This is a genomic window from Mesorhizobium sp. MC2-1-1 (assembly GCF_057597255.1).
Genome location: NZ_CP195205.1, coordinates 450108 through 468618 on the forward strand (window position 1 = coordinate 450108; position 18511 = coordinate 468618).

The following is an 18511-nucleotide window of genomic DNA, read 5'->3' on the forward strand; positions in this document are numbered from 1 at the left end:
TCCCTAACGCGCCGCCCGCGAGTGGCGGTTCACGTAATCTTCCACCATTTTCAAGTCGGAGGGAAGTATCGTGTATTTTTCGTCGGCTGTCATCAAGCCGCCTAGCCATGCGGGCAGGGCAGGGGTGACGCCGCTGGCGGCTTCGACCGCCGCCGGGAATTTCGCCGGATGCGCGGTGCCGAGCACCACCATGGGCACCGGACCGGAGACATGGGCGGCGGCGACATGAACGGCGGCGGCCGTGTGCGGATCGAGCAGGTAGTTGCTTTTCCCGAGTGTCGCGCGGATGGTGGAGGCAACCTCGTCCACCGCGGCGCGGCCGGCGTCGAATTCGGCGCGGATGCGCTCGAGTTCGCCGGCCTCGATGGTGAAGGCGCCGGACTGCTTCAGCCCGTTCATGTAGCGCCGCACGGTCTCGGCATCGCGGCCTGCCGCCTCGAACAGCAGGCGCTCGAAATTCGACGACACCTGGATGTCCATCGACGGCGAGGTCGTGGCGAACACGCCCTTGGTGCGGTATTCGCCGGTTGCAAGCGTACGCGCCAGGATGTCGTTGTCGTTGGTGGCGATGATCAGCCGCTCGATCGGCAGGCCCATGCGCTTGGCGGCGTAACCAGCGAAGATATCGCCGAAATTGCCGGTCGGCACGGTGAATGAGACCGGCCGGTCCGGCGCCCCCAGCGACAATGCCGACGAGAAATAATAGACGATCTGGGCCATGATGCGGGCCCAGTTGATCGAATTGACGCCCGATAGCGACACCCGATCGCGAAAGCCGTGGTCGTTGAACATGTCCTTCACCAGGCCCTGGCAGTCGTCGAAATTGCCTTCGACGGCCAGCGCATGGACGTTGGCGGCGCTCGACGTCGTCATCTGGCGCTGCTGCACCGGCGAGACCTTGCCGTGCGGGAAAAGGATGAAGATGTCGGTGCGGTCGCGGCCGGCGAAGGCGTCGATCGCGGCGCCTCCGGTGTCGCCCGAGGTCGCGCCGACGATGGTGGCGCGCTGTCCGCGCTCGGAAAGCACGTGATCCATCAGCCGCGCCAGCAACTGCATCGCCACGTCCTTGAAGGCCAGCGTCGGGCCGTGGAACAGCTCGAGGATGAAGGTGTTTTTCCCGGTCTGGACCAGCGGGCAGACAGCCTCGTGCCGGAATGTGGCGTAGGCCTCGCGCACCAGCCGCTCGAAGACGGGCGCCGCGATCTCGCCGCCGAGGAACGGCGTCAGCACGCGGATGGCAAGGTCGGGATAGGCAAGGCCGCGCATGGCGCGGATATCGGGGGCGGAAAATTGCGGCCATTCGCGCGGCACGTAAAGCCCGCCGTCGCGCGCCAGGCCGGCCAGCACCGCATCTGAAAATCCAATCGCGGACGCATCGCCGCGGGTACTCACATATCGCATCGTAAAAGGCCCATTGCTGCCGGTCGCGTCATCCACGGCATTTGGTTAATTTTCCGAGCCGGCTCAGTCGCATTTTTGCCGCGCGGTTGCTATACGTCACCGGCTTTGTGAGAGGGAAGTGCAGTTTCATGGCGTTTTATTCGGTCAACCGTCGTCTTGTCGCGGGTCTGGCGCTCACCGGCTTTATGCTTGCCGCCGCCGGCTGCCAATCGAGCGACAATGGCATCCTGAACCTGGGTTTCGGCAAAAAGACCGACCCGACCGCGCCGCCGCCGCCGCAGGACCCCAAGATTCTCGCCAGCCAGCTGCGCGCCTATTGCCCGAAGGTGACGCTCCGCGATGGCACCGCCTATTTCAACACCTATGCCAAGGGCACGAAGGCCAAGCCCAAGAAAAAGAAGGGTGATGCCACGGCGCAGGCCGAGGCCGAGGCGGCCGCCGCCGCCCAGACGGGACCCAACGGTCAGCCGATCGATCCCGATCACGATCCGACGAAGATCATCTACCAGGCCTCGATTTCGGACACGACGCGTGACTGCACCCATGCCAATGGCCAGATGTCGATGAAGATCGCCGTCGCGGGCAAGGTCGTGCCGGGCCCGATGTTCGCGCCCGGAACCATCACGATGCCGATCCGCATCGCCGTCCAGCACGGCGACGAGGTGCTTTATTCGCAGGTCCATCAGTACCAGGTGCAGGTCGCCGATCCCTCTGCCGCAACCCAGTTCGTCTTCACCGATACCAATGTGGTGGTACCGGAGCCTTCCGCGCGCGACTATCAGGCCTATGCGGGCTTCGACGAGAACACGCCGGCCCCGGCCGGGGAAAAGTCGAAAGGCAAGAGGAAGAAGCGCGCTCCGGCGACGAACTAGCCAAAGCCTGGGACCCACGCGACTATGCGTCTTCCGACCACTCCGACAGTGCCGCGATCGTGCCGTTGAGTTCCGCCCAGCGCCGGATCACAGTTTCGGCGCCGGCTTCGGTCAGCGCGTCGGCATGGCCTGGATAACTGTGCCCGGCGCCGGTGAAGCCGATGACGCGCATGCCGGCCGCCCTGGCGCCGGCGATGCCACGTACGGAATCCTCGATGACGAAGGTGTTATTCGGGCTGGCGCCGAGCTTCTCGGCGGCGTAGAGGAACACGTCCGGCGCCGGCTTGGTCTTTTTGCTCGGGATATCGAGCGCCGAGAAGATGCGGCCGGCGAACAACGGCAGCAGCCGCACCTTCTCGAGCATGAATTCGATCCGCTCCGTGCGTGAGTTGGAGCAGACGGCGCGTGGCGTGGTCACGGCGGCGACCGCCTCCCGGGCGCCGTCGATGATGCGTACGTCGCTGCGCAGCTTGCGATCGACCAGCTCCTCCGCGCGGTCTATCAGCGAGGCCTGGAACGGAACGTTCGATTTCTCTTCAAGCCGCAGCATGATGTCCTTGAACGTCAGCCCGGCATAGGTCTCGAAGATTTCCTCGGCCGAAATCTCGAAGCCGGCTGACGTGAGAAGCTCGGCCTCGACGCGCGCGGCGACGATCTCGGAATCGACGAGCACGCCGTCGCAATCGAAAATGACAAGGTCTGGCTGGGGCATGGCAATCCGGAAACGTTGGGAAAGGGGCCTGGCGGCTCAAGCGGCGCGGCATACACCAATGGGCGGGCTGGCGCAAACCGCATGAGCCGGGTCTGAGGCCTTCACCGAATGTTTACGCTGATCGGTAACCATAACAGCCAGTAAACCGTAACGCGTGCTTTTGGGTGTTTTGATGTCTGCCGTGCGTCTTCTCGACGAGCTTTCCCACGCCCCCCAGCAGTCCGAATGGCTGGACACGATCCTGAAGGGCGATTGCGTCGCCGCGCTCGACAGGCTGCCGGAAAAGTCGGTCGACATCATCTTCGCCGATCCACCCTACAATCTGCAGCTTGACGGCGACCTGCACCGGCCCGACCAGTCCAAGGTCGACGCCGTCGACGACGACTGGGACCAGTTCGAGAGTTTCGAGGCCTATGATGCCTTCACCCGTGCATGGCTGCTCGCGGCGCGCCGCGTGTTGAAGCCCAGCGGCACCATCTGGGTCATCGGCTCTTATCACAACATCTTCCGCGTCGGCGCCCGCATGCAGGATCTCGGCTTCTGGATCCTCAACGACATCGTCTGGCGCAAGACCAACCCGATGCCGAATTTCCGCGGCCGCCGTTTCCAGAATGCGCATGAGACGATGATCTGGGCCTCGCGCGACCAGAAGGCCAAGGGCTACACCTTCAACTATGAGGCGCTGAAGGCCTCCAACGACGATCTGCAGATGCGCTCCGACTGGCTGTTTCCGATCTGCACCGGCGGCGAGCGGCTCAAGGACGAGAACGGCAACAAGCTGCATCCGACGCAGAAGCCGGAAGCGCTGCTTGCCCGCATCATGATGGCTTCGACCAGGCCGGGCGATGTTGTGCTCGATCCCTTCTTCGGCTCCGGCACCACCGGCGCGGTCGCCAAGCGTCTCGGCCGCCACTTCGTCGGCATCGAGCGCGAGCAGGCCTATATCGACGCCGCCAATGAGCGCATCGCCGCGGTGCGACCGCTGGAAAACGCCGATCTCACCGTGCTTTCGGGCAAGCGAGCCGAGCCGCGCGTCGCCTTCATCAGCCTGATAGACAACGGCCTGGTGACGCCGGGCATCACGCTTTACGACGCCAAGAAGCGCTGGGCGGCGAAGGTGCGTGCCGACGGTACGCTGGCCATCGGCGACAGCGCCGGTTCGATCCACAAGATCGGCGCCGAAGTGCAGGGGCTGGATGCCTGTAACGGCTGGACCTTCTGGCACTATGAACGCAGCGGCGGCCTGACCCCGATCGACGAGCTGCGCCGCATCGCCCGCCTCGGCATGGAGCGGGCAGGCGGCTGAATCGACACTTCAACGGATCGCTGCAAGCGATTCGGATCAAACAGCGATTCCGAGCCGTTCAAGATCCGCTTCAAGCGTCCCGGCATCGGTAAAAAGCACCGCCTGCCAGCCGGCGGCCCTGGCGCCGTCGACATTCTTCTGGCTGTCGTCGATGAACAGCGAAGCCGCGGGGTCGAGCCCGAAGGAGGCGGCGTGATGGTCGTAGATGGCCCGGTCCGGCTTGATCAGTCCGATGTCGCCCGAGACCGTGACGCCGCGCGGTTTTTCGAGGAACGGAAAGCGCTTGCGCGACTCGCGGAAGGTGTCTGAGGCCCAGTTGGTGAGCAGCGTCACGTCGTGGCCGTCATCGATAAGGCTTTCCAGCAGCGCGACGCTGTCTTCATAGGCATGCGGCACCATCTCGTGCCAGTGGCGGCGGAAGTTGCGGATGTTTTCGGCGTGGTCGGGATGCTCGGCGATCAGCAGCGCTTCGGCTTCCTCCCATGTCCGGCCGCGGTCCTGCTCGAGATTCCAGGCGCTGGTGCAGACATTGCCGAAGAACCAGGTCCGCTCCGCCGCATCCGGGATCAGGCGGCTGAATGGGATGTCGGGATCGTAATGGAGCAGCACCTTGCCGATGTCGAAGACGATGTGGCGGATTTCGGTCATGCCTGTCCTTTCACAGTGGGCGTCGTTTCCTGGTTGCGCCCGGTATCGCCGCCTCGATTACCTTTTTCATGACGGTGGGCAGTGCTTCCCCGGAAATTTCATGGGCCAGCGACCAGAAATGACCATCGGGCGCATCGCCTTTGATGTGGGCATGGAAGACTTCGAGTTCGAGCGCGAAATGCGTGAAGACATGCCCGATCTGCCCGGCGCGCCGCCAGTCGGCGGGAAAGGGCGCGGCCTCTGCGGTCGTGGCCCCGTCGACCCGCGCGGTCCAGCCGGTCGTCGGCACCTCCGTCATGCCGCCCAGCAGGCCCTTCTCAGGCCGTTTGCGCAACAGGATGGCGCCGTCCCCGCGCTCGGCGACAAAGGCGGCGCCCTTGCGCAGGGGTTTGTCGTTCTTCGGCAGGCGGACCGGGAAGCGTTCCGGATCGCCGGTGAGAATAGCGCTGCAATCCTCGCGCACCGGGCAGAGCATGCAGCGCGGCCGCTTCGGCGTGCAGATCGTGGCGCCGAGGTCCATCATCGCCTGGGCAAAATCGCCGGGGCGTGCCTGCGGCACCAGTTTTTCGACCAACGCGCGGATTTCAGGCTTGGCCTCGCTGATCGGCGTCTCGATCGAATAAAGCCGGGTCATCACCCGCTCGACATTGCCGTCAACGACGGCGGCCGGATGGTCGAAGGCGATCGCCGCGATGGCTGCCGCCGTGTAGGCGCCGATGCCGGGCAGTTCCCGCAGGCTGGCTTCGGTCTCGGGGAAGCGGCCGCCTTTTTGCGCCACAAGATCGGCGCAGGCCTTCAGGTTCCGTGCCCTCGAATAATAACCGAGCCCGGCCCAGGCCTTCATCACTTCCTCGGCGGGTGCCGCCGCCAGCGCCTCGACCGTCGGCCATTTCTCGACGAAAGCGCGGAAATAAGCTTTTACCGCCTCGACCGTGGTCTGCTGCAGCATCACCTCCGACATCCACACGCGGTAAGGATCGGCCCTTACGCCACGCGCGAACGCCCCGGGCGTCACGCGCCAGGGCAGGTCGCGGTGATGCGTGTCGTACCAGGCAAGCAGACGGGCGGCGATGCTGACATCTCCGGATACGGTGGTCTTGGCCTTGCGGGTCTGGTCTTGCGGTGCCATTGATCGGATGGACTGGGGACTGGAGAACGCACATGGCAGGGAAAAGGCCCTTCGGCAATCCCGTTCCGGTCAGCGATCTCGCCACCGCGATCCTTGATCCCGTGCTGAAGAAGCGCGCCGGCATCTCGATCGGGCTGGTGCAATCCTGGGAGGAGATCGCCGGACCGCGCCTGGCCAGCCTTTCGCGGCCGGAAAAGATCCAGTGGCCGCGCCGCCTGCACGAGGACGACCCGTTCGAGCCGGCGACATTGATCATCGCCTGCGAAGGCATGGCGGCGCTGCATCTGCAGCACGAGGCGGGCGAGGTCATCAACCGCGTCAACGCCTTCCTGGGCTTCAACGCGATCGGCCGCATCAAGATCCTGCAAAAACCGGTGGTTTCGCAAAAAGCCCGGCCGAAGCCCGTGCCACTTCCCTTGAACGCGGTGGAGAAATCGAAGCTTTCCCAGATGGTCGGGAAGATCGAGGATGACGGACTGCGCACTTCGCTGGAGCGGCTAGGCGCCACGATTATGGGTGAAAGAAAGCGCAAAGGATCGTAAGAAGCGTCATGAATGCGTCACCAATCTCGCGCATTCGTGATGCTTATGATCAAGTTTCGCGATTGGATTGGGGATCGCGATGCCTTAATTCGCGCCAACTCTCGCCTTTTCTAGCCCTTGCATTGCAAAATCCAACCGATATCAGGTGATTCGCATGAACCGTGCCCCGTTTGGCAATAGCTTGTCCCGCAGAAACCTTCTGACCACGCTGGCCGCTGTGCCCGCGGTGGCATTGCTTGCCGCATGCAGCGACTCCGGCGAGGAGGCGAAGGCCGCCGATGTGAAGCCCGCCAACCCGTCGACGCCTGCCAAGCCGGCCGCGACACCGGCGGCTGTGCAGGTGCCGGAAGCGCAAGGCACGGTCGACATGGCGGAACTGCTGAAGCCCGGCGCGCTGCCCGAAAAGCAGCTCGGCAAGGACGACGCCAAGGTCACCATCGTCGAATACGCGTCGATGACCTGCCCGCACTGCGCGCATTTCGCCATGACCACTTTCCCCGAGTTGAAGGCCAAGTATATCGACACCGGCAAGGCCCGCTATATCCTGCGCGAATTCCCGTTCGACCCGAGCGCCGAGGCCGGCTTCATGCTGGCGCGCTGCTCGAAGGACAACTACTTCGCCATGGTCGACGTGCTGTTCAAGCAGCAGCCGAGCTGGGTTGGCGTCAACAATACCAAGGAAGCGCTGCTGCAGATCTCCAAGCTCGCCGGTTTTACACAGGAGTCCTTTGAGTCCTGCTTGACGGACCAGAAACTTCTGGACGATGTGAGAGCAGTCCAGAAACGCGGAGCGGACGAGTTCAAGGTCGACTCGACGCCGACCTTCTTCATAAACGGAAAGACCTACAAAGGGGCGATGTCGATTGAGGAAATGTCGGCCATCATCGACCCTCTGCTCTGACATCCAGACCGCGCCGAAGCGTTCCGGCCTCGGTGCTTTGGCCTGCAGGATGGGGCGGCGCGAATGAAATTTTCGCGCCTTCGCCTTCTCGGTTTCAAATCCTTCGTCGAGCCCGGCGAGTTCGTCATCGAACGCGGACTTACCGGTATTGTCGGGCCGAACGGCTGCGGCAAGTCGAACCTCGTCGAAGCCTTGCGCTGGGTGATGGGCGAAAGCTCATACAAGAACATGCGCGCGTCCGGCATGGACGATGTGATCTTTTCCGGCTCCGGCGCGCGCCCGGCGCGCAACACGGCCGAAGTCACGCTTTTCCTCGACAATACTGACCGTACCGCGCCTTCCGCCTTCAACGACGCCGACGAATTGCAGGTGTCGCGGCGCATCGAGCGCGAGGCGGGCTCGCTCTACCGCATCAACGGCAAGGAAGCACGCGCCAAGGACGTGCAGCTTCTCTTCGCCGACCAGTCGACCGGCGCTCGCTCGCCCTCGATGGTCGGACAGGGCCGCATCGGCGAGCTGATCCAGGCCAAGCCGCAGGCCCGCCGCGCGCTGCTCGAAGAAGCCGCCGGCATTTCCGGCCTGCACACGCGCCGCCACGAGGCGGAACTCCGGCTCAAGGCCGCCGAGCAGAACCTCGAACGGCTGGACGATGTCGTCGGCGAGCTGGAAGGCCAGATCGACAGCCTGAAGCGTCAGGCGCGCCAGGCCTCGCGCTTCAAGAACCTCTCTGCCGATATCCGCAAAGCCGAAGCGACGCTGTTGCATCTGCGCTGGACACTGGCGAAAACCCAGGAAGGCGAGGCGCGTTCCGCGCTTGCCGTCGCCACCACGCTGGTTGGCGACCGCGCCGCCGCCCAGATGGCGGCCGCCAGGGAGCAGGCCATCGCCGCGCACCGGCTGCCGGACCTGCGCGAGGCGGAAGCCGCCGCCGCCGCGGCTTTTCAGCGCCTGTCGATCGCCAAGACGCAGATCGAGGAAGAGGCCGGCCGTATCCGCGTCCGCCAGACCGAGCTCGAACGCCGCCTCCAGCAGCTCGATGCCGACATCGCCCGCGAGGAGCGGATGGTGCGCGACAACGCCGACATCCTCGAGCGCCTGCGCACCGAGGAAGCCGAGCTCAATTCGGAAAACGCCGGCGCCGCCGAGCGCGAGGCGACCACGCGCGCGGCTTTCGAACAAGCCGGCGCGACGCTGTCGCAAAGCGAGGCAAAACTTGCCGCGCTGACCGCCGAACGCGCTGAGGCGGCCGCCTCGCGCCACCAGATCGAGCGCAGTCTGCGCGAGACCGCCGAGCGCCGCGACCGCTTTGCCCGCCAGCTCGCCGAGGTCGATCGCGAACTCTCCGACATTGCGGCGCGCATTTCCGGCCTCCCGGATCCGGCCGAGAAGCGGCTGCTGGTCGAGGACGCGCTGGCCCGGCTGGAAGAGAGTGAAGCCGGCACTATTGCCGCGGAGCAGGCCGTCGCCGAGGCACGCGCTGCCGAAAGCGCTGCGAGGCCTCCGCTGCAGGAGGCCAGGGCGGAACTCGCCCGCATAGAGACGGAAGCGCGCACGCTGGCTAAGGTCCTGAACGCCACCAGCGGCGGCGATCTTTTCCCTTCGGTGCTTGAACAGATCAGCGTCGAGCGCGGCTACGAGACCGCGCTTGGCGCGGCACTTGGCGAGGATCTCGACGTGCCGCTCGACCGCAGCGCCCCGGTGCATTGGGGCGAAAGTGCGGTGCAGCCCAGCGATGCGGAGCTGCCCGAAGGCGTGAAGAGCTTGGCAAGCGTCGTGCGCGCGCCGGCGCAGCTTGCGCGCCGCCTGGCGCAGATCGGCATCGTCGATGCCGCCGACGGCCGCCGGCTTCAAGCATTGTTGGCGCCCGGCCAGCGACTGGTCAGCCGCGATGGCGCGCTCTGGCGCTGGGACGGCCTGACCGCGAGCGCCGACGCCCCGACTGCCGCCGCGCTGCGGCTGGCGCAGAAGAACCGCTTGGCCGAGCTCGATGCAGAGGCCGTGCAGGCGACGCGCATCGTGCGCGAGGCCGAGGAAGCGCTGGCGCACGCCGAGCGGACGATGCGCCAGGCAAGCGAGGCCGAACGCAATGCGCGCCAGGCCGGCCGTGACGCCCAGCATGCGCTGGATGCCGCCCGCAACGCGCTGGCCGAGGCCGAAAAGGCCGGCGGCGAGCTGGCGAGCCGCCGCGCCGCCCTGGATGACGCCCGCGCGCGCATCGTCGAAAGCCATGAGGAGACGCAGGCCGCCTTCCTCGAAGCCGAGGAGATGCTGAAGGACGCGCCCGATCTCGGCGACCTGCAATTGCAGCTCGAACAGGCCTCCGCCAATGTCTCGCGCGACCGTGCCACGCTCGCCGACGCGCGCGCCGTGCATGACGGGCTGCGGCGCGAGGCCGAGGCGCGCATGCGCCGGCTGGATGCTATCGGCGCGGAGCGCAAGAACTGGCTGGAGCGCGCCGAAAACGCCTCGACGCAGATCGCGGCGCTCGGCGAGCGCAAGGCCGAGGCCGAAGCCGAGCGCGAGAGGCTGGCCGATGCGCCCGACGAGATCGACGCCAAGCGCCGCGCCCTGCTGACGCAGCTTTCCGAGGCCGAAGCGCTGCGCCAGGCAGCCGGCGACCGCCTGCAGGAGGCGGAGAACAAGCAGGCTGAGCTCGACAAGGCCGCGACCGCCGCCATCCAGTCGCTCGCCGAAGCGCGCGAGACGCGCGTCCGCGCCGAGGAACGGCTGACAGCGGCGGATGAACGCCGCGCCGAGGTCGAGGCGCGCATCCAGGAAGCGCTGAACACGCCGCCGCATCTGGTCGTCAAGCATACCGGCCTCGAAGCCGACGATCCGATGCCCGACATGGCCGAGATCGAGCGCCAGCTCGACCGGCTGAAGATCGAGCGCGAGCGGCTGGGCGCCGTCAATCTGCGCGCCGAGGAAGAGCAGAAGGAATTGTCGGAGCGGCTGGAGACGATCGTTTCCGAGCGCGAGGACATCGTCGAGGCGATCCGCAAGTTGCGCCAGGCGATCCAGAGCCTCAACCGCGAGGGTCGCGAGCGGCTGCTTTCGGCCTTTGAGGTGGTCAACGGCCACTTCCAGCGCCTGTTCTCGCATCTGTTCGGCGGCGGCACGGCCGAGCTGCAGCTGATCGAGTCGGAAGATCCGCTCGAAGCCGGGCTCGAAATCCTCGCCCGCCCGCCCGGCAAGAAGCCGCAGACCATGACGCTCTTGTCCGGCGGCGAGCAGGCGCTGACGGCGATGTCGCTGATCTTCGCCGTGTTCCTCACCAATCCGGCGCCGATCTGCGTGCTCGACGAGGTCGACGCGCCGCTCGACGACCACAATGTCGAGCGTTTTTGCAATCTGATGGAAGAGATGGCAAAGACCACCGAGACGCGCTTCGTCATCATCACCCACAACCCGATCACCATGGCGCGCATGGACCGCCTGTTCGGCGTCACCATGGCCGAGCAGGGCGTCAGCCAATTGGTCTCGGTCGACCTGCAGGCCGCCGAGGCAATGCGCGAGGCGAGCTGATTCAGGGTCTCGTTACCTGAGGAGCTAGATCCGCCCACTTGCCGCGCAGCAACGCCTTCGCTACTGCCATTCCATGGCAACGCACAAGCTCATCAACACCACGTGGCACAATGTCCTCGGCACGGTCGCGCCGGCGCTCACGATTGCATCCGGCGATGTCGTGATCACGGAGACGCTGGACGCTAGGGGCTTCGACAAGAACGGTGCGCGACCGGCTCATGGTCCAAACCCGATGAACGGCCCGGTCTTCGTGACGGGAGCCGCACCGGGCGATGCGCTCCGCGTGGACATCCTGCGCATGGATCCTATCCGCCCCTCCGGCTGGACGATCTCGTCGCTGGCCGCGAATGTTGTCGATCCCGAGGCTGCTCGCCAATTGCCGGCGAGGGACAGAGCAGACTGGCTGATCGATTTGGAATCGCGAACCGTGAAGTTGCAGGAGCCGCCGCCGGGCCTTGAGAACTTCGTGCTGCCGCTCGAACCGATGATCGGTTGCTTTGGCGTGGCGCCCGCGATGGGCCAGGCTTTCTCCACCGCGACAAGCGCGGAGAATGGCGGGAACATGGATTATCGCGGCTTTCGGCCTGGCGTGACCGTTTGGTTTCCCGTTGCCGTGGAGGGTGCGCTTTTCTTCGCGGGCGATTGCCATGCGACGCAGGGCGATGGGGAGATCGTCGGAACCGGGATCGAGACCTGTTTTGAAGTGCAGCTACGCCTTAGTGTGGAAAAGAACAGGCGGTTGACATGGCCTCGCGGTGAAAACGAAACGCATATTTTCTCGGTCGGCAACGCTCGGCCGCTGGATCAGGCCCTTCAGCATGCGACCACGGACATGCTCAACTGGCTGACCAGCGATTATGGATTGTCTGCTGCCGCCGCGTCGCATCTGATGGGACAGGTTGTCCGGTATCACGTCGGAAACGTCTTTGACCCTGCCTATACGATGGTCTGCCTTGTCGAAAAGCGATGGCTTCCGAAACCGGCCTCCGTCGGTTGAGGAGCGCGCGGCCCAAGGTGCGCCAACCGGAACCGCTGCGTGGCTCCGGTTGGCAGGCATCAGATTGCTGTGACGGCATGAAACGGACGCGTGCCGACCGGCTCTCGCCGGGCGCGAGCACCATGCAGCCGGTGCCTTCCTCAAGCCGGTTGAAGGCGTCGGTGATGTTGCTCACCGGCTCGGCGCAGAAGAACGGCTCGCCCGGCGGTGTGTAGAGCACCAGGAAATCGAGCGGTGCTTCGGCCTCGATATCCAGCAACCGTTCTTCATCCGGCCAGGTGATGCGCGCCCGGCGTGTCCATCCGGTGAAGACGGTGTCGAATGCGGCCTCGGTGACGTCGAAGCCCGTGGTCGGATCGCCGCCCGCGGGCGGCGAAACGTGGCGTGTGGGCAGAACCTCTGCGTCGGTTTCCCACATCCCGGTGACATCGGCCTGGACATGCGTCCACGGCGTGGCGGGAAAGTAGGGGTGAAGTCCGAACCCGGCCGGCATGGGCGTGTCCGAGAGGTTGCGCAGCGAGATCCGGATGCTCAGGCAGCCCCGTGCGAGTCCGATCCTCTGCTCGGCCTCGTAGCTCCAGGGCCAGGAATCGGCCTCGTGGCGATAGCGCAGGATCGCCGTGGCGTCCTGGTGCCCGGCCAGCGTCCACGGCCGTCGCCAGCCATGGCCGTGCTCATAATGCGGGTCGTCCGGTCGAGTCGGCAGTTCGATGGCCCGGCCGGCGAAAGTGAAGCGGCCCGCCCTGACACGATTGGAGTAGGGGACGAGCGGAAAGCAGGCCATCGCGCCGGCGTCGCGGCTGTCGAGCGCGGCTGGTCCGGCGGGACGTAGCCAGTCGACGGCATGTCCATTCTTCTTGCGCCAGCGATACGACGCCAGCGCGCCGCCGGCGGCCGGGGCGATCCCGACCGTCGCCAGGTCATCGGCGATCGTAACCAGCCCACCCGCACCCCCCGTCTCAAAATTCCCGTCCATCCTCTCTCCAGCGGCTTGACTCTCATCCTCGGCTGGATAAAGACATATCATATGAATAGTATGAAGAATACCAAATCCTTCAGCACCGCACGCACGTCGCGGGTCGTCGCGGCGGTCGCCAGCGGCTCGACGGCGCTGCATGCGACGGTCGTCGAGCAGATCGGACTGCGCATCGTGCAGGGCGATTTCCTGCCGGGTGAGGCGCTCCCCAATGCCGACGACTCCAGTGAGATGCTTGGCGTCAGCCGCACCGTGTTGCGCGAGGCGATCAAGGTCCTGGCAGGCAAGGGGCTGGTCGAGTCGCGGCCGAAGACCGGCACTCGGGTGCGCCCGCGGTCCGACTGGAACTTCCTCGATCCGGACGTCCTTTCATGGCGCTACGCGGCGGGCGTCAGTGCCGAGGATGTCACGGCCCTTTTCGAGCTCCGTCGGGCGATCGAGCCGATGTCGGCCGCGCTCGCGGCCAAGCGCGCGACGCCGGAGCAGCTTGCGGAGCTCAACGCCGCTCTCGCCGAAATGGAAAGCGTTGGCGACGACGGCGACCGCTTTGCCAAGCCCGACCTGGTCTTCCACCAGACCATCCTGCGCATGACGGGCAATGAGCTGATCGGCTCCCTGGCGGCGTTGGTGGAGACGGCCCTGATGATGAGCTTCCGTCTCTCCAACGACAATCCGGAGGGACAGCGCCACTCGCTGCCGCTGCATCGCGAGGTGGCCGAGAAGATCGCCGCCGGCGATGGGGGCGGTGCTCAGCAGGCTCTTCTCGTCCTCATCGACAACGCCGAGGACGATGTTCGCCGCAGTGTCGAGAACCGTAACAGGCGCCGTAAGGAACAGAGATCGTGAGCGAGCAAAAGCCAAAGCTGCGATCGACGGCTTGGTTCGGCGGTGAAGGCAAGAACGCCTTCATGCATCGCAGCTGGATGAAGAACCAGGGCATTCCGGCCGACGCGTTCGACGGCCGGCCGGTGATCGGAATCTGCAACACCTGGTCGGAGCTCACCCCATGCAATGCGCATTTGCGGGCGCTCGCCGATCACGTCAAGCGCGGCGTCTATGAGGCAGGCGGCCTGCCGGTGGAATTCCCCGTCATGTCGCTCGGCGAAAGCAATATGCGCCCCACGGCCATGCTGTTCCGCAACCTGGCGAGCATGGATGTCGAGGAGTCCATCCGCGGCAACCCGATCGACGGCGTCGTGCTTCTGGTCGGATGCGACAAGACCACGCCGGCCCTGCTGATGGGCGCGGCATCGTGCAACCTGCCGACCATAGCGGTGTCCGGCGGGCCGATGCTCAACGGCAAGTTCCGCGGCCAGGACATCGGTTCGGGCACCCATGTCTGGAAATTCGCCGAGGAGGTGAAGGCCGGCCGCATGAAGGTCGAGGATTTCCTGGCGGCCGAGCAGGGGCAGAGCCGGTCGGCCGGCAGCTGCATGACCATGGGCACCGCCTCCACCATGGCCAGCATGGTCGAGGCGCTGGGCATCGGCATGCCTGACAACGCGGCGATACCTGCGGTCGATTCACGCCGCGCCGTGCTTGCCCAACTGGCGGGGCGGCGGATTGTCGAAATGGTCCACGAAGGCGTGACCATCTCGCAGATCCTCACCAGGCAGGCCTTTGAAAACGCCATCCGCGTCAATGGCGCCATCGGCGGATCGACCAATGCGGTGCTGCACCTCATCGCGATCGCGCGCCGCATCGGTATCGATCTCGGCCTCGACGACTGGGACCGCCTCGGCCGCAATGTGCCGACAATTGTCGACCTGATGCCGTCGGGCCGGTTCCTGATGGAAGATTTTTACTATGCCGGGGGGCTCGCCGCGGTCATGGCGTCGCTTGATGAGGTGGGGTTTCTTCATCGCGATGTCATGACCGTCAGCGGCAGGACCATCGGCGAGCTGGTCGACGGCGCGCCGAACTACAATCCCGAGGTCATCAGGCCGCTCGACCGGCCGCTGACCGGCGAAGGCGGCATATCGGTGCTGCGCGGCAACCTTGCGCCCGACGGCGCCGTCATAAAGCCGTCGGCGGCGACGCCGGCGCTTATGCAGCATCGGGGCAGGGCGGTGGTTTTCGAGAACATCGAGCACTACTACGCCCGCATCGACGACCCGGATCTCGACATCGACGCCTCGTCGGTGATGGTGCTCAAGAATTGCGGGCCGCGCGGCTATCCGGGCATGGCAGAGGTCGGCAACATGCCGCTGCCTGCGAAGCTCCTGAAGCAGGGCGTATCCGACATGGTGCGCATCTCCGATGCGCGCATGAGCGGCACCGCATACGGCACCGTTGTCTTGCACGTTGCTCCCGAGGCCGCGGCGGGTGGCGCGCTTGCCCTGGTTCGCGATGGCGATCTCATTGATCTCGACGTGGCCGGCCGGCGTCTCGAGTTGCTGGTTTCCGAAGAGGAGCTTGCCGCCCGCCGCCGCGACTGGAAACCGCCGGCGCCGCCGGAGGGCGGCTATCAGAGCCTCTATGTCGAACGCGTCCTGCAGGCCGACCAAGGCTGCGATTTCGATTTCCTCGTCGGGCGCCGCGATGCCGGCATCCCCCGCCATTCGCATTAGGTGCCGCAATGAGCGACGAGACCGCGAGCTATGCGATCTACCCCAGCCTCAAGGGCCGCAGCGTCTTCATAACCGGCGGCGGCAGCGGCATCGGCGAGAGCCTCGTGCGCCATTTCTGCGCGCAAGGCAGCCGTGTCGCCTTCGTCGACATGGCGGCGGAGCCTTCCCGGCAGCTGGCGGCTGCGATCGCGGCGCAAGGCCATCCCGAACCGTTCTTCATTGCCTGCGATCTGCGCAATGTAGAGGCGCTGCAGGCGGCCGTCGAGCAGGCGAGGGAGCGCAATGGTCCCATCCAGGCTCTCTGCAACAACGCCGGCAATGACGATCGCCACCAGACCGCCGATGTCAGCGTCGCCTATTGGGACGACCGCATGGCCGTCAACCTGCGCCACCAGTTCTTCGCCGCGCAGGCCGTGCGCCCGCAAATGAAGGCGCTTGGCGGCGGCTCGATCATCAATTTTGGTTCTATCACCTGGATGGTCGGCGATCCGGATTGTCCCGCCTACGTGACGGCGAAGGCGGCCGTCTACGGCATGACACGGGCGCTTGCCCGTGAACTCGGCCCCGAGCGCATCCGCGTCAACTGCATGGTGCCTGGCTGGGTGATGACGGAGCGCCAGATGCGTTTGTGGCTGACGCCGGCCGGCGAGCGCCAGATCGAGGAAAGGCAGTGCCTGCCCGACAGGTTGCAGCCTTCCGACATCGCGCGGATGGCGCTGTTTCTTGCCGCCGATGACAGCCGCATGTGCTCGAGCCAGCAATTCATCGTCGATGGCGGCTGGGTGTGACCGCCATCGGACCGCAGCAAAAAGGTAGCATCATGCGTCTCGTTCAGTTCGAATTGCCCGATGGCAGCCGTCGTGTTGGCCGCGTCGACGCCGATGGCGATCACCTCAATATCCTTGACGACACCGAAACCGTCCTCGAACTTGCCACGGCGGCCATCGCCGAGGGCAGGTCCATAGCGTCGCTCGTCGAGGAGCGGACCAGCAGCGAGAAAGTCGATTACGACCGGCTGCTGCGCGAAGGCCGCGTGCTTGTCCCGGTCGATCATCCGGAGCCGGCGCGTTTCCTCATCACCGGCACCGGCCTCACGCACACGGGAAGCGCCGCCGCGCGCGACAAGATGCATGTGCTGACGCACGGCGAGGACGCCGCCGAATCCGATTCGCTCAAGATCTTCCGCATGGGGCTGGAAGGCGGCAAGCCCGCGCCGGGACAGCTCGGCGTCCAGCCCGAATGGTTCTTCAAGGGCGTCGGCACCTGCGTCGTGCCGCCCGGCGCCGCGCTGCCGCTGCCGGCCTACGCCAAGGCGGGCGCCGAGGAGGCCGAGATCGTCGGGCTCTACCTCAACGGAACGGACGGCCGCCCCTATCGCATCGGCTACGCGCTGGGCAACGAGTATTCCGACCACGTGACCGAGGCCGAGAATTATCTCTACCTCGCGCACTCGAAACTTCGCTCCTGCTCGATCGGTCCCGAACTGCTGATCGGCGAGCTGCCGCAGGAGGTGCGAGGCACTTCGCGCATCCGGCGGGACGGCGCCGTCATCTGGGAACAGGAATTCCTCTCGGGCGAGGCGCACATGTCGCACTCGATCGCCAATCTCGAGCACTACCACTTCCGCTACCCGATGCATCGCCGGCCAGGCGATCTGCATGCCTATTTCTTCGGCGCGGCGGTGATGAGTTACGCGTCCGGCATCAAGACGGCGCCGGGCGACGAATACGAAATCCAGGCACCGGAATTCGGCAGGCCGTTGCGCAACCGCATGCAGGCGGTGCCGGACGAGGGGCTGGTGGCCGTCACACCTTTGTGACGGCAAGACCCGCGGACTGAGATCATCACAACAAAAAATGGGAGAATGATCATGCTGTTGAAGAGACTGCTTCTAGGAATAGCGAGTGTCGGCCTGGGCATCGGCCTGATGGCATCGTCGGCGCTCGCGGCGAACCTGCGCGTTCTGGCCTGGGACGGCTACGCCGACGCCGACTGGGTCAAGGAGTTCACCGCCGAAACCGGGATCGGCGTCGATGTCGTCTTCATCGGCAGCGACGACGAGATATGGGCCAAGATCAAGGGCAGCGAAGGGCAGGACTTCGACGTCTTCGCCGTCAACACCGCGCAACTGCAGCGCTACATCAAGGCCGATCTCGTCAAGCCGATCGACGTGTCGAAGCTCTCAAACCAGAAGGATGTGCTGCCGCGCTTCCGCGACATCTCCAAGGTCAGCGGCGACACCAAGGACGGCAAGGTCTACGGCATTCCCTTCTGCTTCGATTCCATCGGACTGATCTACGACACCGACAAGGTGAAGCCGGCGCCGACCTCGATGTCGGTGCTGTGGGATCCGGCCTACAAGGGCAAGGTGCTGGCCTATGACAATGGCGAGCACAATTTCTCCTTCACGGCCCTGACGCTGGGCTACGAGGACCCGTTCAATCTCAGCGCCGAGCAGATGGCGGCGGTCAAGGCCAAGCTGGTCGAGCTGAAGCGCAACGTGCTCAGCTTCTACACGACCGCCGACGAGGCCCAGCAGATTTACCAGAACAACGACGTCGCCCTGATCTGGGCCAACTACGGCCAGCAGCAGGTCAAGGCCCTGCAGAAGATTGGCGCCCATGTCGCCTACATCAATCCGAGCGAAGGCGCGCTCGCCTGGCTCGACAACTGGGTGATCTCAAAGGGCGTTCGCGACAATGACGCGGCTGAGAAGTGGATCAACTTCATGCTGAGCAAGAAGGTGAGCGGCGCGCTATCCGAGCGGACCGGCTTCGGCAACACCGTGGTCGAGTCCGGCAGCGCCGGCAGCAACGACAAGCTGGTCTGGCTCAACAATGTCGAGGATCCGCTGAAGCGCTCCGACCTTTGGAACGAGATCAAGGCTACGCCCTGAGCCGATCCCGCTCCACTCGACGATCTGGCGGTCCGG

15 protein-coding genes and 1 pseudogene are annotated in these 18511 nt (G+C 65.3%); 11 read left to right on the forward strand and 5 right to left on the reverse strand.

Translation table 11 applies throughout. The features are described 5' to 3' along the window. Window positions 1-3: 3 nt before the first annotated feature. Window positions 4-1401, reverse strand: a complete 1398-nt coding sequence (gene thrC / locus ACR64R_RS02120) for a threonine synthase (protein ID WP_487360050.1) — start codon at window positions 1399-1401, stop codon at window positions 4-6. A 128-nt stretch (window positions 1402-1529) separates the two neighbouring features. Between thrC and ACR64R_RS02125 the strand changes: the two genes are divergently transcribed. Beyond that, on the forward strand, window positions 1530-2273 hold the full coding sequence (locus tag ACR64R_RS02125) for a hypothetical protein (protein ID WP_487360051.1): 744 nt from the start codon (window positions 1530-1532) through the stop codon (window positions 2271-2273). A 22-nt stretch (window positions 2274-2295) separates the two neighbouring features. Here the strand turns inward: ACR64R_RS02125 and ACR64R_RS02130 are convergent, their stop codons facing one another. Then, a complete protein-coding gene (locus tag ACR64R_RS02130; protein WP_487360052.1) occupies window positions 2296-2985 on the reverse strand; it encodes an HAD family hydrolase in 690 nt (229 codons plus the stop codon). 172 nt (window positions 2986-3157) lie between these two features. On the opposite strand from ACR64R_RS02130, the gene ACR64R_RS02135 reads away from it, so the two are divergent. After that, window positions 3158-4291, forward strand: coding sequence for a DNA methyltransferase (locus ACR64R_RS02135; protein WP_487360053.1), 1134 nt, complete (start codon window positions 3158-3160; stop codon window positions 4289-4291). Between the two features lie 36 nt (window positions 4292-4327). Here ACR64R_RS02135 and ACR64R_RS02140 read toward each other — a convergent pair whose 3' ends face one another. Beyond that, entirely contained in the window at window positions 4328-4939 is a 612-nt protein-coding gene (locus ACR64R_RS02140; RefSeq protein WP_487360054.1) for an HAD family hydrolase, read from the reverse strand. Window positions 4940-4949: 10 nt separating this feature from the next. Continuing rightward, entirely contained in the window at window positions 4950-6068 is a 1119-nt protein-coding gene (mutY, locus tag ACR64R_RS02145; RefSeq protein ID WP_487360055.1) for an A/G-specific adenine glycosylase, read from the reverse strand. 32 nt (window positions 6069-6100) lie between these two features. Here mutY and ACR64R_RS02150 point away from each other — a divergent pair, with 32 nt between their 5' ends. The 4 genes from ACR64R_RS02150 (at window position 6101) to ACR64R_RS02165 (ending at window position 12033) form a co-directional block, all read left to right on the forward strand. Continuing rightward, the gene (locus ACR64R_RS02150) at window positions 6101-6610 is read left to right on the forward strand and encodes a DUF721 domain-containing protein (protein ID WP_487360056.1); all 510 of its coding nucleotides are present in this window, start codon (window positions 6101-6103) and stop codon (window positions 6608-6610) included. Window positions 6611-6764: 154 nt separating this feature from the next. Next, the gene (locus ACR64R_RS02155; RefSeq protein WP_487360057.1) at window positions 6765-7511 is read left to right on the forward strand and encodes a DsbA family protein; all 747 of its coding nucleotides are present in this window, start codon (window positions 6765-6767) and stop codon (window positions 7509-7511) included. A 63-nt stretch (window positions 7512-7574) separates the two neighbouring features. Continuing rightward, a complete protein-coding gene (gene smc / locus ACR64R_RS02160; RefSeq protein ID WP_487360058.1) occupies window positions 7575-11036 on the forward strand; it encodes a chromosome segregation protein SMC in 3462 nt (1153 codons plus the stop codon). 73 nt (window positions 11037-11109) lie between these two features. Beyond that, a complete protein-coding gene (locus ACR64R_RS02165) occupies window positions 11110-12033 on the forward strand; it encodes an acetamidase/formamidase family protein (RefSeq protein ID WP_487360059.1) in 924 nt (307 codons plus the stop codon). Between the two features lie 91 nt (window positions 12034-12124). Here the strand turns inward: ACR64R_RS02165 and ACR64R_RS02170 are convergent. After that, a pseudogene (locus ACR64R_RS02170) lies at window positions 12125-13150 on the reverse strand (aldose 1-epimerase); the annotation flags it as partial. Here ACR64R_RS02170 and ACR64R_RS02175 point away from each other — a divergent pair. From ACR64R_RS02175 to ACR64R_RS02195, 5 genes are all read left to right on the forward strand, one after another. Further along, the gene (locus tag ACR64R_RS02175) at window positions 13070-13855 is read left to right on the forward strand and encodes a FadR/GntR family transcriptional regulator (RefSeq protein WP_487360060.1); all 786 of its coding nucleotides are present in this window, start codon (window positions 13070-13072) and stop codon (window positions 13853-13855) included. The pseudogene ACR64R_RS02170 and the gene ACR64R_RS02175 sit on opposite strands and share 81 nt — an antisense overlap. Window positions 13856-13917: 62 nt before the next feature. Continuing rightward, on the forward strand, window positions 13918-15579 hold the full coding sequence (locus ACR64R_RS02180; protein ID WP_487362357.1) for an IlvD/Edd family dehydratase: 1662 nt from the start codon (window positions 13918-13920) through the stop codon (window positions 15577-15579). Between the two features lie 8 nt (window positions 15580-15587). Then, window positions 15588-16367, forward strand: coding sequence for an SDR family NAD(P)-dependent oxidoreductase (locus ACR64R_RS02185; RefSeq protein ID WP_487360061.1), 780 nt, complete (start codon window positions 15588-15590; stop codon window positions 16365-16367). A gap of 32 nt (window positions 16368-16399) precedes the next feature. Continuing rightward, on the forward strand, window positions 16400-17398 hold the full coding sequence (araD1, locus tag ACR64R_RS02190) for an AraD1 family protein (RefSeq protein WP_487360062.1): 999 nt from the start codon (window positions 16400-16402) through the stop codon (window positions 17396-17398). 51 nt (window positions 17399-17449) lie between these two features. After that, the gene (locus ACR64R_RS02195) at window positions 17450-18475 is read left to right on the forward strand and encodes an ABC transporter substrate-binding protein (RefSeq protein WP_487360063.1); all 1026 of its coding nucleotides are present in this window, start codon (window positions 17450-17452) and stop codon (window positions 18473-18475) included. Window positions 18476-18511 lie beyond the last annotated feature (36 nt).